Origin of the sequence: Aeromonas sp. ANP5 (assembly GCF_963870295.1) — a bacterium.
Classification (GTDB): domain Bacteria; phylum Pseudomonadota; class Gammaproteobacteria; order Enterobacterales; family Aeromonadaceae; genus Aeromonas; species Aeromonas veronii.
Window position 1 is genome coordinate 55,900 of the sequence record NZ_CAWMRY010000024.1, and the last position, 24,363, is coordinate 80,262.

Below are 24,363 nucleotides of genomic sequence, written 5' to 3' on the forward strand. Positions count from 1 at the left end.
GCCTAATCGGATGCGGCAACGGGTGTGAAGTAACAGAGATCGGAGCAAACATGGCACAACCCAGACTGAAAATGCGCCTCGGCGACCTGCTGGTACAAGAGCAGATCATCTCTGATGATCAGCTGCAGCTTGCCCTGCAGCAGCAGCGTCAGACCGGCCGCAAGCTGGGCACCACTCTCATCGACCTCGGCTTTATCAGCGAGGTGCAGCTGTTGCAGTTCCTCGCCCGCCAGCTGGATGTGCCCTTCTTCGATCTCAACAACCTCACCATCGACGCCGCTGCGGTGCCGCTGCTGCCCGAAGTGCAGGCGCGCCGTTACCGGGCGCTGGCGGTCAACCTTACCGACGACAAGGTGACGGTGGCCATGTCGGATCCGGCTGATCTGAGCGCACTGGATGCCATCGCCGCCCTGCTCAGCCCACGCATCATGGTGCTGGCGGTGGCGCGGGAAGGGCAGCTGCTGGAGTATTTCGACCGCCTCTATCGCCGTACCCGCGAGATTGAGAGTTTCGCCGAACAGCTGCAAGAGGAGTATCAGGACTCCGGCTTCGAGCTGGGCTCCAGCAATCTGGGGGCCAATGACGAGGGGGAGGCGACGGTGGCCAAGCTGCTGCGCTCCCTGTTCGAGGATGCGGTGCAGGTGGGGGCGTCGGATATCCACATCGAGCCGGACGAGAAGGTGCTGCGGATTCGCCAGCGGATCGACGGCATCCTCCACGAGAATATCCTCAACGAGGTGCGGATCGCCCAGGCGTTGGTGCTGCGCCTCAAGCTGGTGGCGGGGCTCGATATCTCCGAGAAGCGCTTGCCGCAGGATGGCCGTTTCAACATGAAGGTGCGCGGTCGCGATGTGGATGTGCGGATGTCCACTATGCCGGTGCAGTATGGCGAGTCTGTGGTGATGCGTCTGCTGGATCAATCATCCGGCATCCTGTCGCTGACCGAGACCGGCATGCCGCCGGAGATCCTGACCCGTTTCCGTCGTCAGCTCAAACGGCCGCACGGCATGATCCTGGTGACCGGCCCGACCGGTAGCGGCAAGACCACCACCCTCTATGGCGCCCTCTCCGAGCTCAACCAGTCCAGCAACAAGATCATCACGGTTGAAGACCCGGTGGAGTATCGTCTCTCCCGTGTCAATCAGGTGCAGGTCAACCCCAAGATCGGCCTCACCTTCTCCAACGTGCTGCGCTCCACCCTGCGTCAGGATCCGGACATCCTGCTGGTGGGTGAGATGCGGGACAACGAAACGGTAGAGATCGGCTTGCGTGGCGCCATCACTGGTCACCTGGTGCTGACCACCCTGCACACCAACGATGCGGTGACCAGTGCCTTGCGCCTTATCGACATGGGGGCGCCCGGCTATCTGGTGGCGAGTGCCCTGCGGGCGGTGGTCGCCCAGCGGCTGGTGCGGCGGGTATGTGAGCACTGCGTCGAGGAGAAGGCACCCGACGAAGGGCAGGCCACCTGGCTCACAGTGCTCTCCGGCGAGGCGCCTGGCCAGCATACCTATCACAAGGGCCGGGGTTGCCAGAGCTGCAACTTTACCGGTTATTCCGGCCGGATCGGGGTCTACGAGCTACTGGAGCTGGATCAGCCGATGATGGATGCCCTGCGCCGCAATGATGCGGAAGGGTTCGCCAAGGCGGCCCGTCAACACGAACACTACCGGCCGCTGGCCCTCACCGCCCTCGATTATGCCCGTCAGGGGATCACCTCGGTGGATGAGGTGTTGCGACTGGCCGAGGATTTGGGGTAAGCGATGGCTAACTTTGCCTACAAGGGGCGTGACAGCCAGGGCAACGCCACCAGTGGCGTGGTCGAAGCGGCCAATGAGATGGCGGCCGCCGAGCAGCTGATGCGCCGTGGCGTGATGCCCACCGAGCTCAAACCGGGCAAGGCCAAATCCGCTGCCATCGACTGGTCACTGTTGCTGGAAGGGGGCGTCAAGCTGGATGAGCTGGTGATCTTCAGCCGCCAGATGTATGCCCTGACCCGGGCGGGGATCCCGATCCTGCGCGCCATTGCCGGGCTGGAGGAAAGCACTCACAGCAAGCCGCTCAAGCGGGCGCTTCACTCGCTGGGGGAAGATCTCGGCAACGGTCGCCCGCTCTCCAGCTCGATGCAGGCGCACCCCAAGGTATTCAGCAGCCTGTTTGTCGCCATCATCCATGTGGGTGAGAACACAGGTCAACTGGAAGAGGCCTTCTTGCAGCTCGCCAACTATTTCGAGCTGGAGCTGGAGACTCGCAAGCGGATCAAGACCGCCATGCGCTACCCCAGCTTCGTGATGATCGCCATCGGTATCGCCATGGTGATCCTCAATATCATGGTGATCCCGGTGTTTGCCGGCATGTTCGCCAAATTCGGGGTGGAGTTGCCGCTGGCGACCCGCATTCTGCTCGCCACCTCGCACTTTTTTGTCAACTACTGGTGGCTGCTGCTCGCCATTCTGGCGGGGATGGTGTTCGGTTGGCGCCGCTGGGTCGCCACCACCAAGGGCAAGCTGACCTGGCACCGTTGGCAGCTCAAGTTGCCGATCGTCGGCACTATCATAGAGCGCTCCCTGCTGGCCCGTTTTGCCCGCAGTTTTTCCATGATGCTCAAGGCCGGGGTGCCGCTGAACACCGCGCTGACCCTGGTGGCCGATGCGGTGGATAACGCCTATATGGCGGGGCGAGTGCGGGATATGCGCGCCGGTATCGAGCGGGGCGAGAGCCTGCTGCGCACCGCCAGCAGCAGCGGCCTGTTCACCCCGCTGGTGATGCAGATGATCGCCGTGGGGGAGGAGACAGGTCAGGTCGATGACCTGCTGCACGAAGCGGCCGAGTATTACGAACGGGAGGTGGATTATGACCTCAAGAGTCTCACCGCTCGGATCGAGCCGATCCTGATCGGGATCGTGGCAGTAATGGTATTGATCCTGGCACTGGGTATCTTCACCCCCATGTGGGACATGATGCGCGCAGTTCGCGGCAAGTAACTCGGCATCTTCACGCTTGAATGGTGGGACATGATGCGAGCCGTAAGAGGCAAGTGAGCGGTGGAGTCGAGGGCTGGATGAACAGACAGACGCAGCAAGATGATCGCTGGCTGACCGGATATCGGCGGATCGCCGTGATCATCCTGTTGATGGTGATTGTTGCTACGTTGGTGCGTAGCTATCAGGGCCACCGGGAAGAGGCGCAGCAGCTCACTCTCACCTTGCTGGGGGAGCAATTTGCCGAGCGGGCACAGCGTTTGCACGGCATTTGGCTCGATGAGCGGCGCCCGCAGACACTGCATGTCGCCGGCAAGGGGTGGCAGTTTGATGCCCGAGGGTGGCCCTTGGGGCTGGTGCCGCTGCAATCTCCTTCGGAAAATTGCCGTCAGTTGTGGTTGGCACTGATGGGTGAGACGAAGGGGGGCATGCCTCCCCTGCAGGTTCTGGCCCGCCCCGATGGCAGTGGTTGCGAGATGGGGTGGGATGGTTATTGGCTGGTTTATCAGTTTTCTGATGGGCGGGTGATGAAAAAGCCTTGAATGAAACTAATCATATGACCCAACTACATGATTTTTTTGGACCTGCATGAAATAATGTAGGGCATTACGGAGGGAGCATGACAATGAAACCAATGGCACCAACAATGCCGGAAAACGGGATGAGGAGACGGTCTGCCGGCTTTTCCCTCATTGAGCTGGTGATCGTTATCGTGATCCTGGGGATCCTGGCGGTGACTGCACTGCCGCGCTTTCTCGATGTGACTGACGAAGCGAAAAAGGCCAGCGTGGAAGGGGTCTCTGGCGGTTTTGCTACCGGCGTTTCACTGGTGCGGGCGCAATGGGAGGCGGAAGGTCGCGCCAAACAGGACGGCCTCAATACTGTGCTCTATGACGGTAGTCGCTTCTATCTGACCACTCCGACCGATACCCAGATCAGCAACGGCGAGCTGTCGCCCGGCTATCCCATGGATACCGTTGCAAGCGGTAATCCCGATGTGGATCCGGCCAATCTGACCGCCGAACGTTGTCTCAATATTTGGGAGGGGTTACTGCAAAACCCGCCCAAGGCTACGGCCAGCTTCAATGAAGTGCGCGGTAGCGGCAATGACCTGAAATACTATGCCACAGTGAGCAGTAATGGACTGGATTCGGTCTGTCGTTACTATTTGGTCAATAGTTTGAGTAAGGGCAGTGATGGCAAGTATCAGGATCCGCAAGGCAAGACTGATGCATTTATGAGTTTCAGTTACCGTCCGGCGTCCGGTCAGGTGACCACCAATATTAACTGACAGAGGAAAGTGAAATGAAAAAACAGGCGGGTTTTACCCTGATCGAACTGGTTATCGTGATCATCATTCTGGGTATTCTGGCGGTCACCGCTGCACCCAAGTTCCTGAATCTGCAGGATGATGCTCGTTATTCTGCCGCCCAAGGCGTGCAGGCTGCACTACAGAGCAGTTCTCAAATGATCTATAGCAAGGCTGCTATTGCTGGTCTGGAGAATACAGCTTCAGGAGCAACCGTATCTGTGGCAATCAGCACTACAGATACTGTGAAAACTAACTATGGCTATCCAGTAACAGATGAAGTTGCCAAAACCGTAACTTTGGATGGATGGTCAGAAGTATCTGGCAGCAAAGGCACCTTCCGTGCAGCAAGTGCACAAGATGACAAGTGTGACGTTACTTACGCTAATACTTTGACCAGCAATACCAATCGACCAACGATTTCTATCAACACTGCGTGTAATTGATTGATGTCTGAGCGAGGCTTCGGCCTCGCTTTCTCTTTTCCCTGATGAGAAAACCCATGCCTGCAACCAAGGGCTTTACCCTGATTGAACTGGTACTGGTGATCCTGTTACTCGGGATTCTGGCCGTCTTTGCCGTGCCAAAATGGCTGGGCAAAGGCGGCTTTGAAACTCAAACCGTGCGTGACGAGCTGCTTACCCGGCTGCGGCTGGTACAGACCGTCAATATGCACGAACCGGCCAATCGTTGTACCTCACTGCGGGTTGACGAGGGCCAGTTTGGCCACAGCACGCTCTCCCCTTGTGGCGATCCTGCGGTTATATCGAGCTGGAACGCTAATCAGCTCACCCGTGGCCGTCCGGTGACCCTGTCAGCCGGGATCTCCCTCTCCTCGAACAAGGGCACGCCTCCTTTTGTTATCCGCTTTGATCAGATGGGCCGCCCGCTCGGTAGCTGCGCCGGTGGCTGCGAGCTGCAAGTCACAGATGGCCGCGAAACCAGCCCCATCAAGATTGAGTCAGAGGGGTTTATTCATGAGATCCCTTAAGCTCGGTTTTACCCTGATTGAGCTGATCGTTGGCATAGTGCTGCTGGCGGTGGCCTTGACTGGCATTCTTGGGTTGCTCATTAATCAGGCACCTCAGGCGGTGGATCCGGTGCAGCAGGTGCGTGCCGCCCAGCTGGCCCAGCGGCTGGCCAGCGAGATCTTGCAAAAGTCGTTTGATGAAAAGTCGGATCATAATGGTGGTCGTTATCGTTGTGGCGAGACCTTCAATGGCCAATTTTATGGGGATTGCAGTTGCCCTGTCGGTGTGACCTGTACCCAGAATCCTCCTGCTCCGGCGATTGCGGGTTGGCAGCCCAGCCAGTATGGCCCGGATGGTGGTGAACGGGAGCCCTATACCTTTAATGATGTGGATGATTATCAGACCAGCGTCATTTGTGCCAAGGGATGGGCTGAGGTTAACTGCTTGAACAGTGACTGGATTGAGGCGGCATTCTTTACTCAAGCCGATTCCAAGGTCGCAAGCGATGAGTATCGCAACTACCAGGTCAGGATCGCCGTGACGCCGGATGACCTGTTTGGCAGCCCGGGTCTTAAGGCAGAGTCTATCGGCAAGCGAGTTCTGTTGCAGGTGAAGCTGCCGGATGGGAGTGTGCTCGACTTCTCCTTCTATCGGGGGAACTACTGATGGAACGCTCCTGCTTGTCTGTCCGAATGTCTGCTCCTGCTGCTACTTCCGACGTCCGATTACGCCTGGCTGCTAATCGAACCTACCGCAAGCCTCGGGGTAACAGTGGCTTTAGTCTGGTCGAGCTGGTGATGGTCATCCTGTTGCTCGGGATTATGGCGACCTTTACCAGCCAGTTTATCGGAATCGGCACCCAGATTTATGGCGATGCCAGTAGCCGTGAACAGTTTATGAGTGATGCCCGTTTCGCCATGGAGCGGCTTAACCGCGAACTGCGCGATGCGGTGCCGGGATCGGAGCGCATTGAAGATCAGAATGGTAACTGGCTGGACCAAGGCCCCTGTCTGCGGTTCTGGCCCATCAGCAACTCGGGGCGCTATCTTGCCCTCAATCGCCCGTCTGGCGCCTCGTCCACACTTGAGCTGGTCATGGTTGCGCCTCCTGTTGCAGTTGAGCCGGTAAACGACTGGTTAGTGGTGTTTCCCCAACCCGTTTCCAGCGGTACGCAGTCGATACGGGATCGCTGTGATTATGGTCGTTGCGTGGCGCAAGTTGAGGCTGTGGGTCCGGTGATCTCTGGAGCCCAATCAATAGGGTATAGCGGTGCGCTGCTGGATGGTACATCTCCCGGCATGAGAGCGTATTTTGCTCGCGAGCAGGTGCGTTACTGCGTATCTGGAGGGGCGCTATACCGAACCAGTGCAGGGATCAGTGCCGCTGGTAGCACCTTACCGCTAGGAGTCCTGATGGCCGAGTCACTTCGGCCTGGCAATGTCTTCTATCGTGAAACCTCGGCGTTTAACGCCGAAGGGGAGTTTGGCATGCGCTTTGTGTTCGAGCGCAAGGGGGAGTCGGTCACCTTCAACCACAAGATAGAGGTGTTCAATGTGCCCTGATCAACAGGCTTTCGGACGGATGCGAGGCAGTGCCTTGATGATCGCCCTGTTTGTTATTGTGGTGATGGCACTGCTGGCGGCTGCCATGGGCCGTTTTCTGGTCGACAGTGGTGAGAAAAATACCGTGGAGGTGCGCAGCGTGCGTGCCCTGCTGGCCGCCCAGAGCGGGCTGGAGATTGCCCTGTATCAGCTTTTTCCCAACCGACCGACCGCGCCACCTTCGGATCGATGCAGCTTGGTGCAGGAGGGGGGGCGTCAGTTTAGCAATCCTGGCTTGGTAGGCTGCAAGGTGGAGGTCATTTGCCAGGAGGTATCGGTGACCTATAACAACCAGAGCAGCACGGGCTATCGTCTCGAGAGTGTCGGAACCTGTGGCAGCTCGGACCTTAACAGTGCCAACCCTGATTTTGCCGTGAGCCGAACCCTGATGGTCGAAGCTTATGATGGAGGAACTCCCTGATGCGCAATTTATGGATCGTCGCAGCCGTGTGGCTATTTAGTGGCGCAGCAGAGGCATTTCAGGTGATTGATACTGCAACCTATTTCCCAGCGGTGACTCAGGGTCATCGTGGGGACACCAATGTTAATTGCAATTCCCTTGGTAATCCTGCGTTGACAATGTATGGCTCCGCCAAGGTGAATGGTACTGCAGGGGCTGCACTCAATTACTGTGCCTCAACTCAAGGCTCTGGGATGCCGTTGGACGCGTGTGACAACGCAGATGGCTCTCGCCGCTTGTGTACTATTACCCGCAATACAATTCGTGGGTTATCTATTACCGGCGGCAATATCTTTTTATCAAGTAGTGGTTCAAGTGGGAATTTTACACAGTGCCAAGCCGGGCAGCAGTTGAGTGTCGGGAGTGCAACCTCAAACCAATTTAATTCCATCGCATTGAATACCAGCTGTTCGTTAAGTTTCTCCAGTGCTGCTACAGAATATCGGATCAAGTCGCTGGCATTGAACAATGGTGCCAAAGTGATTTTTTCATCTGGTGATTACTGGATTGAATCATTAACGATGAATCAGGGGACAGAAATTCAGATCCAGGGTGAAGTTCGTATTTTTGTCAGAAATACTCTTGAGCTGAATGATGCTATATTGAACGCCTCTGGTGAGGGTTCTCTACTGTTATTTGGTTATGGTGGGATTACTCTGAATGGCGGTAGTCAAATAAATGGTTACGTGTATTCCGATCAAAAATTGACGCTTAACAATTCAGCCATCATTCGTGGTCGTACGACAAGCCGTAGCCTGAATATGACGGATAATTCGGTAATCAATGATCAGACATTCACTCCCATACTTGGGTGTTTTTCAGATAATTTTCCTGGAACTGTGTTGAGTGACAAGTGGGTTGTTAAACGGACTTCTGGTACTTTTGACCCGAAGATTGTCAGCGGCCGATTACGGATGACTGAAGCGAGTGGTAACCAAGCTACCTCAGCGACTTATCAACGTTTATTCCCGGCTGCAAACAATTTGGTTGAAGTAACCTTTCGTTATTACGCATGGTCACCCAATTGGTGGAATACAGGGGGGGATGGATTAGCGGTGATTCTTTCTGATGCGACAGTAACCCCGCAGCCAGGTAGTTTTGGCGGTGCCCTTGGTTATGCCCAGCGTAATAATGGAACGTCCGGTTTTGCCGGTGGTTGGCTTGGCGTCGGGCTTGACGAATATGGCAACTTTTCCAACGGTAATGAAGGGAAAGTTGGTGGCCCAGGATTCCGTGCTCAAGCAATTGCGATTCGGGGGGGCGTCGGTTCAAGTTATCGCTATTTGGCAGGCACGGCAGCCAATCTTAATCCCAAGATTGATGTAAGTGGCACCAGTTCCGCCCAGCCCGGCCATCTATATCGGTTAAGGATTGATTCACGTGTGGCTGGCCGTTCCATGGTCTCGCTGGATAGAAACACTGGCTCCGGATTTAGTACCCTGGTTGCGCCATTCGATGCGATGGCGACCGCTGGGCAGGAGCAGGTTCCTGCAGATTTTTTGCTGTCGCTTACAGGGTCAACCGGAGGCGCCAACAATAACCATGAGCTGGATGATATCCAGATCTGCGCCCTGCGCTCCAACCCGATCGGGGTGCAGATTGATCATTTCCAACTTGATCACTCCGGTCAGCCACTGACATGCAACCCCGAGACTGTGACGGTCAAGGCGTGCGCCGATGCCGCTTGTAACACGCTTATCACAGATCCGGTTACTGCGACCCTGAGTCTTACCCCTACTTCTGCCAGCAATGGTTGGATTGGCGGCAATACGGTGACCTTTAGCGGCGGTTCGACCACGGTGCAGTTGCGCAACAATACGCCGACCGCGGTGACCATAGGCGTTTCCGGCTCGACTCCGACGACCAAGCCATTCAGTACCACCTTGTGCAAGGCCGGGGCCGGTACGCCCAGTGCGGCAGCCTGTACCCTGAACTTTGCCGATAGCGGCTTCTTCTTTGATGTGCCTGATACCTATTCCAATCAGCCACAGACGGTGACCATCAAGGCGGTCAAAAAGAGCGATGTGACCAAGCTGTGTGTGCCGGGGTTTGCCAGTCAGACCAAGAGCGTCAAGTTCTGGAGCAGCTATATCTCCCCCACCGGTAACCCCTACAACAGCCAGATGAGCGTCAATAGCAGTGCGATTGGTGCCAGTCAGGGGGCTGCAACACCGCTCTCCCTCGCATTTAATGATCAGGGGCAGTCGACCATCACGGTTAATTATCCGGATGCGGGCAAGGTGCAACTGGATGCCCGCTATGATGGTACTGGCAGTGAAGCCGGTCTGGTGATGCTAGGCGCGGATCAGTTTGTGGCTCGCCCGGTCGGTCTGTGCATCACGCCCCCGCAAGGGGTCTGCGCGGCAGGTGACAGCAGCTGTCCGGTATTCAAAAAAGCGGGGGAAACGTTCCAGGTAGATATCAAGGCGATGGCCTGGGAATCCGCCAATGATGGGGATATCTGCGTAGGGAATCAGACTACGCCCAACTTTGCCCTGCCCAATATTGCTCTGGGCAGTACGCTGGTGGCACCCAATCCGGGCACCAATGCAACGCTGGGTACTACCACCTATAGCCATGTGGCTGCGGCCAACAGTGCCAATAGCGTTAGCCAGACTGTGAGCGAGGTGGGAGTGTTCCGAATGACGGCGACGCCACCAGCCAATGGCTACTTCAATTACACCATTCCATCAGCCCAGAGCCAGCCGGTGGGGCGTTTTATTCCTGCCGACTTCAATCTGGTGAGCGGCGACATAGTGCCGGCTTGCAATGCCTTCTCCTATATGGGGCAACCCTTTGGTGTCATGCTGGATGTGCTGGCTCGTAATACGACGGGTGTACAGACCCGCAACTATACTGGGCCCTTTGCCAAGGGCGAAGCCTATCTCTCGGTTGCCAATGATAAGGATGGTAAATCCCTGTCGAGCCGCTTGCGCAGTCTGCAGCCGCTGCCATGGCTCGATGGCCGTGCGGCCTTGACTACCGGTAGCAGCGAGTTTGTGCGCCTCTCTGGCACGCAACCGGATGGTCCCTACAAGTCTTTGTTGTTTGGTCTGTATATGAGGGATAACGATGGCGACAGAACGCTGATTGCCAGCTCGAATTTCAATGATGCCGTGGTAGGTAACTGCAGTGGCAGCGGCTGTAATGCCCGTCAGATAGACAGTGTGCCTATGAAAGCCTATTTTGGCCGCCTGCAGGCGGGCACGGCGGCGGGTCTGGCCTCGGCGCCGCTGGCCATTCCACTGCAGATGCAATATTACGAAGGGGGCAACTGGCTGCAAAACAAGGAAGATCAATGTACCCAGCTCTCTTTGGCCAATCAGGGGTTCACTTTCCTCAATCCGAGTCAAACCTTTGATGCGGCGACTCGCGAGCTGAATCTGGGGGCGGGTCGCAAGATCAAGCTGGGGTTGGGTAGTTCTGCACCGGGTGGGGATGCTGCACTGGCGAAGGACGGGGAGATCCTGTTCCACTTTGCCAAGCCGGACATCTCGGTGCGCATCCCCTACAAGGTCGAATTGGCAAAACAGCCGTCGCAGCCCCTCTGGTTGTCTGACCCAACGAGTGCCAATGACGGCAACCTGCAAGGTGAGGCCATTTTCGGCTCCAGCCGGGGTAATGACAGAATTATTTATCGGCGCGAAGTATTGCATTGAATGATGTTAAAGGGGGGTTGGCTCAACAGCATCCCCCTAAATCCTTGTTTATTAGTGTTTGCAAGCGTGTGCGAGTGAGTGATGACTCGCATTTTTGTCGCGCCTGATTGATTGGCGACAGTTTGAGCGCTTGCCCATTGGGGTGGGCATTGGTAAAGTTAGCCGGTTTTCTGCACCTCCAAATTCTTAGGATTTCCCGTAGCCATGTTCAAAAAGCTCAGAGGCGTCTTTTCCAACGATCTGTCGATCGATTTGGGAACTGCCAACACCCTGATCTATGTAAAAGATCAAGGGATCGTCCTTAACGAACCCTCAGTTGTCGCCATTCGCCAAGAGCGCGGGAACGCCAAATCGGTCGCTGCTGTCGGTCATGCCGCCAAGCAGATGCTGGGCCGTACCCCGGGCAACATCTCCGCAATCCGCCCGATGAAAGATGGCGTGATCGCCGATTTCTACGTGACCGAGAAGATGCTGCAGCACTTCATCAAGCAGGTTCACGACAACAACTATTTCCGCCCCAGCCCGCGTGTGCTGGTGTGTGTACCGTGCGGTTCCACCCAGGTTGAGCGTCGCGCCATCAAGGAGTCCGCACTGGGCGCCGGTGCCCGTGAGGTCTACCTGATCGACGAGCCTATGGCTGCTGCCATCGGTGCCGGCCTGCCGGTATCCGAAGCGACCGGTTCCATGGTGGTTGATATCGGTGGTGGTACCACTGAAGTGGCCATCATCTCTCTGAACGGTGTGGTCTACTCCCAGTCCGTCCGTATCGGTGGCGACAAGTTTGACGAAGCGATCATCAGCTACGTCCGTCGCAACTACGGCAGCCTGATCGGTGAAGCGACTGCCGAGCGCATCAAGCACGAGATCGGCTCCGCCTATCCGGGCGAAGAGGTGCGCGAGATCGAAGTCCGTGGTCGCAACCTGGCTGAAGGTGTACCGCGCAGCTTCACTCTCAACTCCAACGAAATCCTGGAAGCGCTGCAAGAGCCGCTGTCCGGTATCGTGGCTGCCGTCATGGTGGCGCTGGAGCAGTCTCCGCCGGAACTGGCTTCCGACATCTCCGAGCGCGGCATGGTGCTGACCGGTGGTGGCGCACTGCTGAAAGATATCGACCGTCTGCTGATGGAAGAGACCGGCATTCCTGTCGTCGTGGCCGAAGATCCCCTCACCTGTGTGGCCCGTGGCGGCGGCAAGGCGCTGGAGCTGATCGATATGCACGGTGGCGATCTGTTCCACTACGAATAAGACCCAAAGCCGGCCAGCGTGCCGGCTCTTTTTTGACGACCCATGAAACCCATTTTTGGTAGAGGCCCTTCGCTTCAGTTACGGTTGTTTCTCGCCGTCATCATCTCCATCGCTGCCATCGTCGCGGATTCCCGCTTCGGTGTGTTTACCCATGTCCGCGTCTACCTCAGTTCGTTAGTCAGTCCCCTGCAATACATGGCCAATGCGCCGGGTACCCTGCTCGACACCATGTCGACCCAGGTGCAGACCCGCGCCGATCTCATCGAGCAGACCAAACAGCAGGAGCAACAGCTGTTTACCCTGCGTGCCCGTCTGCTCAAAATGGATCAGCTGGAGCACGAGAATCAGCGGCTGCGTGAGCTGCTCGGTTCGCCGGTGCACAAGGAGTCCCGCAAGATGGTGGCCGAGCTGCTGTCAGTGGATTCTGACCCCTTCAGCCATCAGGTGCTGATCAACAAGGGGGCGCTGGATGGCGTCTACAACGGTCAGGCGGTGATCAACGATCAGGGTGTGATTGGTCAGGTGCTCCACGTGGGCTCCACCACCAGTCGCGTGCTGCTGATCACCGACTCCAGCCACGGCATTCCGGTGCGGGTGCTGCGCAACGACTTGCGCGCCATTGCCTCCGGCAGTGGTGAGCTCGACAAGCTTGAGCTGCGCAACCTGCCGCGCAACACCGATATTCAGGTGGGTGATCTGCTGGTCACCTCGGGTCTGGGTGGCCGTTTCCCGGAAGGTTATCCGGTGGCGACCGTGACCCGCTCCGAGTATGTGGAGGGCAAGCCCTTCGCCCAGGTCGAGGCCAAGCCGCTGGTGGAGCTGGACAGGCTGCGCTATCTGCTGCTGCTGTGGACCGACAAGAAGCCTGAAGTACATGATGAGGATGGCGAACGGGCGGCTCCCGCTGCGTCCGCCGCAGGAGCCACCCGCTAATGCTAGAACCCGCCAGCGGCAGGATCTGGATCTGGATCTCGATCCTGCTGGCCTTGAGCCTGTCGATCCTGCCGCTTCCTTTTGAATTTGACCCCTTCCGTCCGGACTGGCTGGCCATGGTGCTCATCTACTGGGCGCTGGCCTTGCCGCACCGGACCAACGTCGGCACCGCCTGGGTGGCGGGCCTGCTGCTCGATGTGCTGCTTGGCAGCACCCTCGGCGTCCGGGCGATGGCGATGGCCATCACCACCTATCTGGCGGCCTTCCAGTTCCAGAAGATCCGCAACTTCTCCCTCTGGCAGCAGGCACTGATCATCGGTGGCCTCTCGCTGGTGGGTAAAATGACGGTATTCTGGGCCGAGCATCTGTTCAGCCAGGCCAGTCTCAACTTCTCCTACTTTTGGTCGACGTTGACGACGATGCTAATATGGCCCTGGGTGTTTCTGGTGCTGCGCAAGGTGCGGCGCCGCTTCAATATCAGGTAAATATGAACAAAAACAACGAACCACAACTCTATCTTGCCTCGGCTTCTCCCCGTCGCCGTGAACTGCTGACCCAGATTGGCTACCGCTTCGAGGTGCTGAAACTGGATGTGCCCGAGCAGCGGGAAGAGGGTGAAAAGGCGCAGGATTACGTCTGCCGCCTCGCTCGTGACAAGGCGATGGCAGGCGTGGCGTGTGCGCCGACGGCGTTGCCGGTGCTGGGTGCCGACACCATAGTGGTGCTGGGCGACCGGGTACTGGAGAAACCGTCCGATCTGCTGGATGCCAAAGATATGCTGGAGTCCCTCTCCGGCAAGGTGCATCAGGTGATGACGGCGGTGGCGCTGGCCAGCAAGGATCGTTGTGACGTGCGTCTGGTCACCACCAACGTGGCGTTTCGCAAGCTGGACGAGGCCGAGATCGAGGCCTACTGGCAGACCGGTGAGCCCTGTGACAAGGCCGGGGCTTATGGCATTCAGGGTATTGCCGGCAAGTTTGTCAGCCGCATCGAAGGGAGCTATAGCGCCGTGGTCGGCCTGCCCCTGCTGGAGACAGACTTGCTGATCAAGCATCATCTGGAACAGCTCAAATAATTTCCCGTCAGCTGTGCTCTGCTGCGTTTCTCCCTTGCGCGCGTTGTACCGGATTGGCTCTATAGAATTCAAAACTGGAACAGGCAAGGTTACTTATGTCGGTAGAACTGCTGGTTAACGTTACCCCCTCCGAAACCCGGGTCGCTCTGGTCGAAAACGGTCTGCTGCAGGAAGTGCATGTAGAGCGTCAGGCCAAGCGCGGCATTGTCGGCAATATCTACAAAGGCAAGATCAGCCGGGTACTCCCGGGGATGCAGGCGGCCTTCGTCGATATCGGCATGGACAAGGCAGCTTTTTTGCACGCCTCTGATATCGTCCCTCACACCGAGTGTGTGGCGGTGAAGGAGAAGGAGCAGTTTCAGGTCGGCAACATCGCCGAGCTGGTGCGTCAGGGGCAGGACATCATGGTGCAGGTGGTGAAAGATCCACTGGGTACCAAGGGTGCCCGTCTCACTACCGATATCACCCTGCCATCCCGCTATCTGGTCTTTATGCCGGGCAGCGCCCACGTCGGTGTCTCCCAGCGTATCGAGTCCGAAGCGGAGCGGGAGCGCCTCAAGCGCACCGTGGCCGGTTATGTGGACGAGCTGGGTGGCTACATCATCCGCACCGCCGCCGAAGGGGTGGGGGAGCAGGAGCTGGAGCAGGATGCCGCCTTCCTGAAGCGTCTGTGGCGCAAGATCCTCGAGCGCAAGCAGAAGTATCCACCCTGCAAGATCCTCTACGAGGATCCCAGTCTGGCATTCCGGGTAGTACGCGACTTCGTCGGTGCCGAGCTCGACAAGATCCGCGTTGACTCGCGCCAGAGCTTCGATCAGCTCAAGCGCTTCACCGAAGAGTACGTGCCGGAGCTGGCCAGCAAGCTGGAGTACTATCCTGGCGAGTCGCCCATCTTCGATCTCTACGACGTGGAGAACGAGATCCAGCGGGCGCTGGAGCGCAAGGTAGAGCTGAAATCCGGCGGTTACCTCATCATCGACCAGACCGAAGCCATGACCACGGTGGATATCAACACCGGCGCCTTTGTCGGCCATCGCAATCTGGAAGAGACCATCTTCAACACCAACGTCGAGGCGACGGCGGCCATTGCCCGTCATCTGCGACTGCGCAATCTCGGCGGCATCATCATCATCGACTTCATCGACATGCAGTCCGAGGATCACCGCCGTCGGGTGCTGCACAGTCTGGAGCAGGCGCTGTCAAAGGATCGTGCCAAGACCAACGTCAACGGCTTCTCCCAGCTCGGTCTGGTGGAGATGACCCGCAAGCGCACCCGCGAGAGTCTGGAGCATGTGCTCTGCTCCGAGTGCCCCGAGTGTAAGGGGCGCGGCCGGGTCAAGACGGTGGAGTCGGTCTGCTTCGAGATCCTGCGGGAGATCATTCGGGTCAATCGTGCCTATGATGCGGATCAGTTCACCGTCTACGCAGCCCCAGCCGTGGCCGACTACCTCCATGGCGAGGAGTCCCACAGTCTGGCTGAGCTGGAAGTGTTCATCGGCAAGCAGGTGCGGGTAGTGAGCGAACCCCTCTGCGGTCAGGAGCAGTTCGACGTGGTGATGATGTAATTGGTCTATCGCTGGCTGAGTCGGGGCTGGTTGGCCCTGGGGGTCCTGTTCGTACTGATGGCCATGCTGGTCACTTTGGTACGGGTCGGGGGCCCTTTGCTGAATCAATACCGGGAGAGTCTGATCCACACTCTGCTGGGTGATTCACAACTCAAGGTCAGCGTGGAGCAAGTGGGGCTGGACTGGACACAGTCCGGGCCCGCGCTCGAACTGCAGCAACTTGCCATCGCCCCGGATTCGGGGCGTTTTACCGTACAGCTCGGCAAAGCCTGGGTGCACCTCGACTTCTGGCGCACCATTAACGAGCTCAAGCCGGTGTTTGGCGAGCTGATCCTGAGCGATGGCGATATCACCATCGACTTGCGCCAACCGGCTGACGACAGCCCCTCCGGCGATCCCCAGCAGGGCGCCCTGCTGCGCTTTCTGCTGACCCAGCTCTCTACCTTCGATGTGCACAACACCCGCCTCAGCATCACCACCTCCCTCGGTGATCTGCGCGCCCTCGACATCGCCCAACTGCGCTGGCAGAACCGTGGCAAGCGCCATCAAGGGGTCGGCAAGGCTTACCTCATCAACGGGGTGGGCGAGAGCACCATCGATCTGATTCTGGATGTGGACGCCCCGACTGCCCGGCTCGATCGCCTCAAGGGTCAGCTCTATCTGGGGGCCCGCCAGCTCGATATCACCCCGACCCTGGCCAAGATCCATGCGGGCGAACCCAAGGTTGCCGGTCAGCTCGACTTCCAGCTCTGGAGCGAGTTTGACAGCGGCAAGCTGGGCAATACCCTGCTGGCGTTTGGCAACAACTACCTGATCTGGAAGGATCCCAAGAAAGGGGAGATGCACCGTTTCGGCCTCGATGGTGGCAAGATCCAGCTGCGCCGGGATGGCACCGACTGGCAACTGGCCAGCCACAACGTCAACTTCAAGCTGGACGGCAAACCCTGGTTGCAGAGCCGCTTGCAGCTGGAGCGGATCGGGGATCGGGTGCAGGGCTATCTGCCCAGCATAGAGTTCGACAAGATCACCCAGATCAGTCAGCTGGTCTCGGCGCTCTACCCCACACTCTGCGAGACCCTGCGCCAGACCAATCCGCAGGGTTCGATGCAGGATCTGACGCTGCTGGCCAATGCCGACTGGCAGGATCTCTCCCTCAGCGGCCGCTTCAGCAAGGTGCGCCTCAAGGCGTGGCAGGATATACCCGGGATGCAGGATCTCAACGGCGAGTTCTGGCTTACCCCGACCGGCGGTAGCGCCAGATTGGCGCTGGCGAATGACAAGGTGGATCCCGCCCGTCACTTCAAGATGCCGATCCCGGTCGACCACTTCTCGGCCCGCCTCGACTGGTGGCGTGAGGAACAGGGCTGGGTGCTCTACGGGCAGGATATCGCGCTGGATAACCCGGATCTGACCCTGGCCAGCCGTTTCCGCCTCGATCTGTTCGAGCACCCTTTCCTGGCCCTGACCGGCCGCATCGATGTGAAGAATGCGGGCCATGCGGATCGCTACTTCCCGCTGCAGGCGATGGACAAGGGGCTGGTGGATTACCTGAGCGGCGCCATCAAGGGGGGGAAGGCCAAGGGGGCCGACCTGCTCTGGTATGGGGAGTTTCGGGATTTCCCCTACGACAACGGCAAGGGCATCTTCCAGGTGGCGGTGCCGCTGGAGCAGGCCACCTACGAGTTCTTCCCCGGTTGGCAACCGCTTACCGACCTGCAGATCGATCTCTTGTTCCAGAATGCTGGCCTCGATATGCGCAGCCGTTCCACCAAACTGGGCAAGGCGAGCTCCGACTCGGTGCATGCCTGGATCCCGGATCTCTCCCCCGGTGCCCATCTCTATGTGGATGCCAAGGTGCAGGGGGAAGGCAAGGCCATCAGCGACTACCTGCAGGACTCCCCGCTGGGCAGTTCGGTGGGACAGGCGCTGCGGGAGATCGAGATCCGCGGCCCGATGGCCGGATCGGTCAAGCTCGATATTCCTCTCGATGGCGAGAGCGAGGTCAAGGCGAGTGGCGATGCCACCTTCAGCAACAACAAGGTGCGGGTCGCCAGTCTGGATCTGCCGCTGGAGAAGGTGCAGGGGCGCCTCGAATATGACAACGAACAGACCCGCTTCAGCAACCTCAAGGCGAGCCTGTGGAACCAGCCGCTGACCCTCGACTATCAGGGGCGCCAGCATCCGGATCACTATCAGGTCGACCTCGATTTCAAGGGGCAGTGGGATAGCCGCCGCCAACCCGCCGCCATCTCTTCATACGGCATTCTCAACGGCCGCAGTAACTGGGGCGGCAAGCTCGGGTTGACCTTGCCCGACAGCAAGCCATTCAGCTTCCAGCTGGCGCTCGACTCCAACTTGCAGGGGATGGGGCTGGATCTGCCGCTGCCGCTGGCCAAGAGCAGCGCCAGCCGGCTGCCGCTCAAGGTGATCGCCCGTGGCCGGGATGGCAGCGCCGATATTCGCGCCGTACTGGGGGCGGATGTGGATATGCAGACCCGACTGGTCTACGGCGAAGGGGTGCCTTATCTCAGCCGGGTGCGGGTCGATGTGGGTCAGCCGGGCGCCCGGGTAATGCGCGATGTTCCCATGCTGCTCGCCATCAACCAGCAGGAGGCCGATGTCGGTGGCTGGCTGGCGCGACTCAAGCAGTGGTTGCCAGCGCAGAACCAGACTGGCAATGCGGTGGTTGGCCCCGCCTTCCTGCCGCAGGAGTGGTGGGTGGATGGACAGCTGGCTCGCGCCTATATCGGCAGTGCCACCCTCAAGGCGGCGCGCTTCACCGTGGGGCCGACCAATCAGGCGACCGAAGTGATGATCGACAGCCCCGACGTGATGGGGGTGATCCGCCTGCCCGCGGTGGCCAATCGCCCGGTGGATGCCAAGTTTGCCCGCATCTACTGGTCTGGCAAGAGTTCGGATCTCAGCCCGGACCCCGATGCCAAACAGGACAACGCCATCATGGCATCCATCCCCTGGTTGAAGGTGAGTTGTGTCGATTGCCGCTTTGGCGAGCTACCTCTTGGTGAAGTGAAAGGGGAGCTGGTGCCCGGCGCCAACAAGGTGACACTCAAGGGGCTGGATGTGCGGCTGGCGGGGAGTCAGCTCACCGGCAGCGTCGACTGGCTGGCCGATGGCAACCGGATGGAGACCCGCGCTCGTGGCAAGCTGACCAGCAACAACAGCGAACTGCTGCTCAAGCGGCTGGGCTACACCTCGCCCATCGGCGATGCCCCCGGCTCCCTCGCTTTTGATCTGAACTGGCAGGATGTGCCCTATCGCCCAAGCCTGCCGACTCTGGGGGGCAGTGCCAACTATCAGCTGGAGGGCGGCACCCTGCGCGAGGTCAACGACAAGGGGGCGCGGCTGCTCTCTCTGCTCAGTCTCGACTCCCTGCTGCGCAAGCTGCGGCTCGATTTTCGCGATGTGTTCGACAAGGGTTTCTACTTCGAATCCATGTCCGCCTCTGCCACCATCAAGCAGGGGCAGGTCAGCAACGATGATTTCTATATGAAGGGGGCGGCAGGCAACCTGCGCGGTGAGGGGATCGCCGATCTGGTGCGCTGGCAGCTCGACTACGAGCTGAGCTTCTCCCCCAATCTGGGGGGCACCCTGCCGGTGGTGGCGGCTTTCTCCATCACGCCGGTCACGGGGCTCTATGTGCTGGCCCTCTCCAAACTGCTGGAGCCGGTGGTGGATGTGGTGACCCGCATCGATTTTCGTATCTCGGGCCCGCTCGACGCACCCAAGCTGATCGAGGCGGGACGAGATCGCGCGCGCATCAAGCTCAACCAGCAGCAGAAAGAGGCGGTTGACGCCGTTGCCCCCGGCCTGCCGACCCAAGAGGTGACCCCTTTCCTGCTGAGCCCCAAACACGCTGGGCCCGCTCAGCGCTGAACGAGCGGCCCGGCACCATCACAAGGAGTGAGCCATGATCCGACATATCCTGCTGATCGCCTTCAAGCCGGGCACCCAGCCTGCCCAGATAGATGCGGTGCGTAACGCTTTTCTCGCCATTCCCCATCAGGTTAGCGGCGTGACCGCCGTGGAGTGGGGTCGGGATGACAGCCCGGAGGGGCGAGCCGAGGGGTTTACCCACAGCGTGCTGATGACCTTCGCCGACGAAGCGGCCCGCCAGCGCTATCTGCCCCACCCGGATCACGATGCCCTCAAGGCCATCTTCCGCCCTGTGCTGGAGCGAATCATTGTTCTGGATTACACCCTGCAGGCGGGGGATCGGGTTGTGTCAGAGGGGCCGTTATGATGGTGGATGAGCACTGGGCTGCCATCCCGCCACTGCAGCGCGCACTGCTGGAATCGGTGATGCAACATGGCGCAGCCCATCCTGCGATTGATGCCGGGGTAGTGGTTGGGTCGCTCGCCAAAGGCAAGGCAGACCGGGTATCCGATGTCGATCTCTTGTTGCTGGCCGAGCCTGGCTTCCATAAGCAGGGAGACGAACTGGTGCGCACCATTGTGGGGGAGCGGCCCATCTTTCATTGCTGGCAAGGAAGACATGAAGAGGTCTGTTCATACTGGCGCGTCATCTTCCTCGATATGTCCAGCATCGAGATCCATATCCTTGATCGGGGGGCTGAGTTCCCTCTTGCCAAACCTTATTTGCCACTGTTCGATAAAACTTCCTCCCTTGGTGCGCTTGAGGTATCTGGCCCTGCCCCAAGCCATTGGGACTTTCCTGCCTATATGGCCGAAGGGGATGGTCTGGTTTGGGAGTTGTTCGATTGCCTCAAATGGGCGGAGCGGGGGCAGCGGGGATTGGTCCGGCATCATCTTCGCAAGCTGCTGGCCGAGATGGATAAAGACCCGAATATTGTGGATCGCGATTAATGCGGACAAGGAGAACGTCATGTGGTTAGCCGCAATACAGCTGGTATCTGGCCGTCATTGGCAGGATAACCGGGAGCAGATCGCCGCCGAACTGGCGGCCTTGCCCAAAGAGCGGCCGCTGCTGGTGCTGCTGCCGGAGAACTTTGCCCTGTTTGGCGAACGGCAGGGCTATCTGGATGGCGCGGAGGCCATAGGTGAGGGCCCGATCCAGCAGCAACTGGCTGAATGGGCACGAGATTACGGCATCTGGCTGGTGGCCGGGGCTATGCCGACCACCATCAAAGGTTCTGACCATATCCACACCAGCTCGCTGGTGTTTGACCCCAGCGGTGAGCTCAGGGGGCACTACCACAAGATCCACCTGTTCGATGTGGATGTGGCGGATAATCACGGCCGCTATCGGGAGTCGGAGACCTTCAGCCCGGGAGAGGCGCCTGTGTTGGTGGACTCTCCCTTTGGTCCCCTCGGCCTCTCGATCTGTTATGATTTGCGCTTTCCCGAGCTCTATCGTCAGTTGGCCCGTGCCGGTGCCCGTGTGCTGCTGGTGCCTGCCGCCTTTACCGCCGTGACCGGCGAGGCGCACTGGGAGCCGCTGCTGCGGGCCCGCGCCATCGAAAACCAGTGCTACGTAGTCGCGGCCAATCAGGGCGGCACTCACGAAACGGGGCGCCAGACCTGGGGCCACAGCATGGTGATCGATCCCTGGGGTCGGGTGCTGGCGAGCAAAGAGTCCGGGCGCGGCACAGTGCTGGCGAAGATGGAGCCCGGGCTTATCGACGAATTGCATCGCACCATGCCAGTGCTGCAACACGCCCGTTTGCTCTGATGGTGTGGTGAAAAATTGAAACGCAGCCGTTTGCCCGTGCTGGAGCATACCCGTTTGTTGTGATGGTGTGGCTTGTCGCCAACCCGTCTGCAAGACGATTTAAAACAGCTCGTTACGAGAGTGGAGAAGAAGATTGAGTCTATTGAGCCAGGTTAGTGCCTCCCTGTTGGCCCCGAACGATCTCGACGAAGGGCGCCTGCAGCAGCTGCTCGGCAGCCTGATGAGCCATCAGGTGGAGTTCGGCGATCTCTATTTCCAGCGCAGCTGGCACGAGTCCTGGATGCTGGAAGATGGCATCGTCAAGGATGGCAGCTACAACATCGATCAGGGGGTCGGAGTGCGCGCCGTCAGCGGTGAGAAGACCGGTTTCGCTTACTCGGACGAGCTGAGCCTGCTGGCCCTGCAACAGTCGGTGACTGCCGCTCGCGGCATCGCCGCCGCAGGTGCTCACGGCAAGGTGAAGGCATGGGCGCGCACAGAAGCGAACCTGCTCTATCCGGCCATGGATCCGCTGCAGACCCTCGACAAGCACCAGAAGATCGCCCTGCTGGAGCAGATGGACAAGTTCGCTCGAAGTCTGGATCCCGCCATCAATCAGGTGATGGCCTCCATCAGCGGCGTCTACGAAGAGGTGCTGGTGGCAGCCACCGACGGTACCCTGGCCGCCGATGTGCGTCCGCTGGTGCGGCTGTCGGTGACCGTGATCGCCGAGAAGGGCGAGCGTCGCGAGCGTGGCAGTGCCGGTGGCGGCGGGCGCTTTGGTTACGACTGGTTCCTCGAACTGGATGGGCTGGAGAGCCGCGCCTTTGGCTATGTGCGTGAAGCGGTGCGTCAGGCGCTGGTCAATCTGGAAGCCATCGACGCGCCAGCCGGCACCATGCCGGTGGTGTTGGGCTCCGGCTGGCCCGGCGTGCTGCTGCACGAGGCGGTAGGTCATGGTCTGGAGGGGGATTTCAACCGCAAGGGATCTTCCGCATTTGCTGGCCGCATCGGCGAGCAGGTGGCCTCCAAGCACTGTACCATCGTCGATGATGGCACCCTGCCGGGTCGGCGCGGCTCCGTCTCCATCGATGACGAGGGCACTCCGGGTGGCTACAACGTGCTGATCGAGAACGGTATCCTCAAGGGGTATCTGCAAGACAAGCAGAACGCCCGCCTGATGGGGGTACCGCTCACCGGCAACGGTCGCCGCGAATCCTACGCCGCCATGCCGATGCCGCGCATGACCAACACCTACATGCTGGCGGGCCAGTACGATCCGGCCGAGATCATCGCCTCGGTGAAGAAGGGCATTTATGCTCCCAACTTCGGTGGCGGCCAGGTGGACATTACCTCCGGCAAGTTTGTCTTCTCCGCCTCCGAGGCCTACCTCATCGAGGATGGCAAGATCACCGCTCCCATCAAGGGCGCGACCCTGATCGGCAACGGCCCAGAAGCGATGAGCCAGGTCTCCATGGTGGGTAGCGACCTTGCGCTGGATCGCGGGGTTGGCATCTGTGGCAAGGAGGGGCAGAGCGTGCCAGTCGGTGTCGGCCAGCCCACCCTCAAACTGGATCAGCTCACCGTGGGTGGCACGTCGTAGGTTTGGGTTAGCCGCGCAGCGGCGTAACCCGACGCATTCAAACCCCGGCTCTTGCCGGGGTTTTGCTATTCAGGGGATCGCAGGCAACAAAAAGCCCCGGTCGTTGGACCGGGGCTGGCGGGTTATTCGGTATCAGTTGACGGATATGGCGCGGGCGTCGATGAAATAGCGAGCGTTACCCTGTTTGTCGATCTGGATTTTGGCAACCAGTTGCTCTTGATCTTTATATTCCCAGCGTTGCTCAATCTTGGCGAGGGATGGGCTCGCAATCCCAACCACGTTCAGGTACTCGTGAAACAGGCTATGGCTCCCTATTTCGGTCAGCATCTTGTCCATCTGCATACTCTCCTGAAGTTGAGTGGGTATTCATCAACAAACCTATCAGCGTCCATCTGAATACAGTCTGTATGAAAAACAAACTAACTCATTTGTGTGTCAATAACATGATCAGGAACAAGATCAGTGCAGATCGTCAGGGACTTTTTGATACCGTTTTCAATCAGAGCCGGTGGGCTTTTGCGGCAACTGATCAAACGTGCCGGAAGCCTTTGGGAGCGCCGGCGCGGTTTGCACAGCCTGGCCGCCGTGGAAGACTGGATCCTGTGCCACTTCCTTGATGCCATTGATGCAAAACTGCATGCCCATGCAGACCAGCAGGAAGCCCATGATGCGGGTCATGGCATCGATGCCGGTGGCGCCCAGGATCTTGCAGACCGGGTCCGCCAGCTTCAATACTCCCCAGCTGATCAGGCTCATCAGGGCAAACGCCGTTACCACACCGGCGTAGATGGTGAGGCGGTTGTATTCGTCCGGCAGCTCGGCAATCTGGGCGGCTCCACTTATCACCAGTGCCATGGTGCCTGGCCCGCACATGCTTGGCATGGTGAGCGGTACGAAGGCAATGCTCTGGTTGATATCGACCCCGCTCTGCTGGCTGGGGGCGGGGAACAGCATGCGAAAGCCGATAAAGCCGATGATGAGGCCACCGGCCAGGCGCAAGCCCGGAATGGAGATCCCGAACAGATCCAGGATCGAGGATCCGATAAAGAAGGTGATGCAGAGGGTGCAGAACAGATAGATGGCGGCCAGATTGACCTGACGGCGCACGTGTTCGCGCGACATCCCCTTGCTCAGCCCCAGCAGCAGGGTGGCCGTGGTGGGCGGGTTGACCATGGGCAGCAGCGCCAGCAAGGTGAGTAATACGACCTGAAAGAACATCTTGAGCCTCGGATAAAGAGTTGGACGTCATGGGGCTACGCGGGTGGCAGGCCCCAGAGGGAGGCTATCTTATGCTGGCGAAACTGAACATAA

At 59.0% G+C, this 24,363-nt stretch carries 22 protein-coding genes; 20 read left to right on the forward strand and 2 right to left on the reverse strand.

All coding sequences use genetic code 11. The features are described from left to right. Window positions 1-50 precede the first annotated feature (50 nt). The 20 genes from mshE (at window position 51) to tldD (ending at window position 23,052) form a co-directional block, all read left to right on the forward strand. Window positions 51-1,760, forward strand: coding sequence for an MSHA fimbrial ATPase MshE (mshE, locus tag AACT07_RS14365; protein ID WP_005340025.1), 1,710 nt, complete (start codon window positions 51-53; stop codon window positions 1,758-1,760). A 3-nt stretch (window positions 1,761-1,763) separates the two neighbouring features. Further along, window positions 1,764-2,984, forward strand: coding sequence for a type II secretion system F family protein (locus tag AACT07_RS14370; protein WP_069528448.1), 1,221 nt, complete (start codon window positions 1,764-1,766; stop codon window positions 2,982-2,984). 77 nt (window positions 2,985-3,061) lie between these two features. Next, window positions 3,062-3,523, forward strand: a complete 462-nt coding sequence (locus AACT07_RS14375) for a hypothetical protein (RefSeq protein WP_047434675.1) — start codon at window positions 3,062-3,064, stop codon at window positions 3,521-3,523. 77 nt (window positions 3,524-3,600) lie between these two features. Then, window positions 3,601-4,272, forward strand: coding sequence for a prepilin-type N-terminal cleavage/methylation domain-containing protein (locus AACT07_RS14380; protein WP_064338901.1), 672 nt, complete (start codon window positions 3,601-3,603; stop codon window positions 4,270-4,272). A 14-nt stretch (window positions 4,273-4,286) separates the two neighbouring features. Continuing rightward, window positions 4,287-4,736 carry a prepilin-type N-terminal cleavage/methylation domain-containing protein gene (locus AACT07_RS14385; RefSeq protein WP_021231582.1) on the forward strand — a complete coding sequence of 150 codons (450 nt, stop codon included), beginning with the start codon at window positions 4,287-4,289 and terminating at the stop codon, window positions 4,734-4,736. A 56-nt stretch (window positions 4,737-4,792) separates the two neighbouring features. Next, window positions 4,793-5,281, forward strand: coding sequence for a prepilin-type N-terminal cleavage/methylation domain-containing protein (locus AACT07_RS14390; protein WP_069528449.1), 489 nt, complete (start codon window positions 4,793-4,795; stop codon window positions 5,279-5,281). After that, window positions 5,268-5,927: a type IV pilus modification PilV family protein gene (locus AACT07_RS14395; protein WP_069528451.1), complete on the forward strand. Its 660-nt coding sequence runs from the start codon at window positions 5,268-5,270 to the stop codon at window positions 5,925-5,927. The genes AACT07_RS14390 and AACT07_RS14395 overlap by 14 nt, the downstream gene beginning before the upstream one ends. Further along, entirely contained in the window at window positions 5,927-6,823 is an 897-nt protein-coding gene (locus AACT07_RS14400) for a PilW family protein (protein WP_139123828.1), read from the forward strand. The genes AACT07_RS14395 and AACT07_RS14400 overlap by 1 nt, the downstream gene beginning before the upstream one ends. Then, entirely contained in the window at window positions 6,813-7,283 is a 471-nt protein-coding gene (locus tag AACT07_RS14405; RefSeq protein WP_069528453.1) for an MSHA biogenesis protein MshP, read from the forward strand. The genes AACT07_RS14400 and AACT07_RS14405 overlap by 11 nt, the downstream gene beginning before the upstream one ends. After that, window positions 7,283-10,981 carry a DUF6701 domain-containing protein gene (locus AACT07_RS14410; protein WP_069528454.1) on the forward strand — a complete coding sequence of 1,233 codons (3,699 nt, stop codon included), beginning with the start codon at window positions 7,283-7,285 and terminating at the stop codon, window positions 10,979-10,981. Before AACT07_RS14405 ends, AACT07_RS14410 begins: the two co-directional genes overlap by 1 nt. Before the next feature lie 204 nt (window positions 10,982-11,185). After that, window positions 11,186-12,226 (forward strand): rod shape-determining protein, encoded by a 1,041-nt coding sequence (locus AACT07_RS14415; RefSeq protein WP_005340051.1) that lies wholly within the window; start codon window positions 11,186-11,188, stop codon window positions 12,224-12,226. Window positions 12,227-12,268: 42 nt separating this feature from the next. Next, window positions 12,269-13,159 carry a rod shape-determining protein MreC gene (gene mreC, locus AACT07_RS14420; RefSeq protein ID WP_005340053.1) on the forward strand — a complete coding sequence of 297 codons (891 nt, stop codon included), beginning with the start codon at window positions 12,269-12,271 and terminating at the stop codon, window positions 13,157-13,159. Beyond that, a complete protein-coding gene (mreD, locus tag AACT07_RS14425) occupies window positions 13,159-13,644 on the forward strand; it encodes a rod shape-determining protein MreD (RefSeq protein ID WP_005340054.1) in 486 nt (161 codons plus the stop codon). Before mreC ends, mreD begins: the two co-directional genes overlap by 1 nt. A 2-nt stretch (window positions 13,645-13,646) precedes the next feature. Then, window positions 13,647-14,234 (forward strand): Maf family protein, encoded by a 588-nt coding sequence (locus tag AACT07_RS14430; RefSeq protein ID WP_005340055.1) that lies wholly within the window; start codon window positions 13,647-13,649, stop codon window positions 14,232-14,234. 95 nt (window positions 14,235-14,329) lie between these two features. After that, complete coding sequence (gene rng, locus AACT07_RS14435) at window positions 14,330-15,799, forward strand: ribonuclease G (protein WP_005340056.1); 1,470 nt, start codon at window positions 14,330-14,332, stop codon at window positions 15,797-15,799. Next, the gene (locus tag AACT07_RS14440; protein ID WP_069528456.1) at window positions 15,800-19,693 is read left to right on the forward strand and encodes a YhdP family protein; all 3,894 of its coding nucleotides are present in this window, start codon (window positions 15,800-15,802) and stop codon (window positions 19,691-19,693) included. Window positions 19,694-19,727: 34 nt separating this feature from the next. Beyond that, complete coding sequence (locus AACT07_RS14445) at window positions 19,728-20,060, forward strand: Dabb family protein (RefSeq protein WP_069528458.1); 333 nt, start codon at window positions 19,728-19,730, stop codon at window positions 20,058-20,060. Beyond that, window positions 20,057-20,644 carry a nucleotidyltransferase domain-containing protein gene (locus AACT07_RS14450; RefSeq protein ID WP_069528460.1) on the forward strand — a complete coding sequence of 196 codons (588 nt, stop codon included), beginning with the start codon at window positions 20,057-20,059 and terminating at the stop codon, window positions 20,642-20,644. The genes AACT07_RS14445 and AACT07_RS14450 overlap by 4 nt, the downstream gene beginning before the upstream one ends. Window positions 20,645-20,663: 19 nt before the next feature. Beyond that, on the forward strand, window positions 20,664-21,470 hold the full coding sequence (locus tag AACT07_RS14455) for a carbon-nitrogen hydrolase family protein (RefSeq protein ID WP_069528462.1): 807 nt from the start codon (window positions 20,664-20,666) through the stop codon (window positions 21,468-21,470). A gap of 133 nt (window positions 21,471-21,603) precedes the next feature. Beyond that, the gene (tldD, locus tag AACT07_RS14460) at window positions 21,604-23,052 is read left to right on the forward strand and encodes a metalloprotease TldD (protein ID WP_064338892.1); all 1,449 of its coding nucleotides are present in this window, start codon (window positions 21,604-21,606) and stop codon (window positions 23,050-23,052) included. A gap of 132 nt (window positions 23,053-23,184) precedes the next feature. Here tldD and AACT07_RS14465 read toward each other — a convergent pair whose 3' ends face one another. After that, on the reverse strand, window positions 23,185-23,388 hold the full coding sequence (locus tag AACT07_RS14465; protein WP_005340062.1) for a hypothetical protein: 204 nt from the start codon (window positions 23,386-23,388) through the stop codon (window positions 23,185-23,187). Window positions 23,389-23,547: 159 nt separating this feature from the next. Next, complete coding sequence (locus tag AACT07_RS14470; RefSeq protein ID WP_005357737.1) at window positions 23,548-24,270, reverse strand: MarC family NAAT transporter; 723 nt, start codon at window positions 24,268-24,270, stop codon at window positions 23,548-23,550. Window positions 24,271-24,363 lie beyond the last annotated feature (93 nt).

Excerpts from the sequence above, each read along its gene's own strand:
- AACT07_RS14405 (WP_069528453.1), top strand. The coding sequence starts at position 6,813 with ATGTGCCCTGATCAACAGGCTTTCGGACGGATGCGAGGCAGTGCCTTG.
- AACT07_RS14400 (WP_139123828.1), top strand. The coding sequence starts at position 5,927 with ATGGAACGCTCCTGCTTGTCTGTCCGAATGTCTGCTCCTGCTGCTACT.
- AACT07_RS14455 (WP_069528462.1), top strand. The coding sequence starts at position 20,664 with ATGTGGTTAGCCGCAATACAGCTGGTATCTGGCCGTCATTGGCAGGAT.
- AACT07_RS14390 (WP_069528449.1), top strand. The coding sequence starts at position 4,793 with ATGCCTGCAACCAAGGGCTTTACCCTGATTGAACTGGTACTGGTGATC.
- AACT07_RS14470 (WP_005357737.1), bottom strand. The coding sequence starts at position 24,270 with ATGTTCTTTCAGGTCGTATTACTCACCTTGCTGGCGCTGCTGCCCATG.
- AACT07_RS14430 (WP_005340055.1), top strand. The coding sequence starts at position 13,647 with ATGAACAAAAACAACGAACCACAACTCTATCTTGCCTCGGCTTCTCCC.
- mshE (WP_005340025.1), top strand. The coding sequence starts at position 51 with ATGGCACAACCCAGACTGAAAATGCGCCTCGGCGACCTGCTGGTACAA.
- AACT07_RS14465 (WP_005340062.1), bottom strand. The coding sequence starts at position 23,388 with ATGGACAAGATGCTGACCGAAATAGGGAGCCATAGCCTGTTTCACGAG.
- AACT07_RS14385 (WP_021231582.1), top strand. The coding sequence starts at position 4,287 with ATGAAAAAACAGGCGGGTTTTACCCTGATCGAACTGGTTATCGTGATC.
- AACT07_RS14410 (WP_069528454.1), top strand. The coding sequence starts at position 7,283 with ATGCGCAATTTATGGATCGTCGCAGCCGTGTGGCTATTTAGTGGCGCA.
- mreC (WP_005340053.1), top strand. The coding sequence starts at position 12,269 with ATGAAACCCATTTTTGGTAGAGGCCCTTCGCTTCAGTTACGGTTGTTT.
- AACT07_RS14375 (WP_047434675.1), top strand. The coding sequence starts at position 3,062 with ATGAACAGACAGACGCAGCAAGATGATCGCTGGCTGACCGGATATCGG.
- mreD (WP_005340054.1), top strand. The coding sequence starts at position 13,159 with ATGCTAGAACCCGCCAGCGGCAGGATCTGGATCTGGATCTCGATCCTG.
- AACT07_RS14370 (WP_069528448.1), top strand. The coding sequence starts at position 1,764 with ATGGCTAACTTTGCCTACAAGGGGCGTGACAGCCAGGGCAACGCCACC.
- AACT07_RS14415 (WP_005340051.1), top strand. The coding sequence starts at position 11,186 with ATGTTCAAAAAGCTCAGAGGCGTCTTTTCCAACGATCTGTCGATCGAT.
- AACT07_RS14445 (WP_069528458.1), top strand. The coding sequence starts at position 19,728 with ATGATCCGACATATCCTGCTGATCGCCTTCAAGCCGGGCACCCAGCCT.
- AACT07_RS14450 (WP_069528460.1), top strand. The coding sequence starts at position 20,057 with ATGATGGTGGATGAGCACTGGGCTGCCATCCCGCCACTGCAGCGCGCA.
- AACT07_RS14380 (WP_064338901.1), top strand. The coding sequence starts at position 3,601 with ATGACAATGAAACCAATGGCACCAACAATGCCGGAAAACGGGATGAGG.
- rng (WP_005340056.1), top strand. The coding sequence starts at position 14,330 with ATGTCGGTAGAACTGCTGGTTAACGTTACCCCCTCCGAAACCCGGGTC.
- AACT07_RS14395 (WP_069528451.1), top strand. The coding sequence starts at position 5,268 with ATGAGATCCCTTAAGCTCGGTTTTACCCTGATTGAGCTGATCGTTGGC.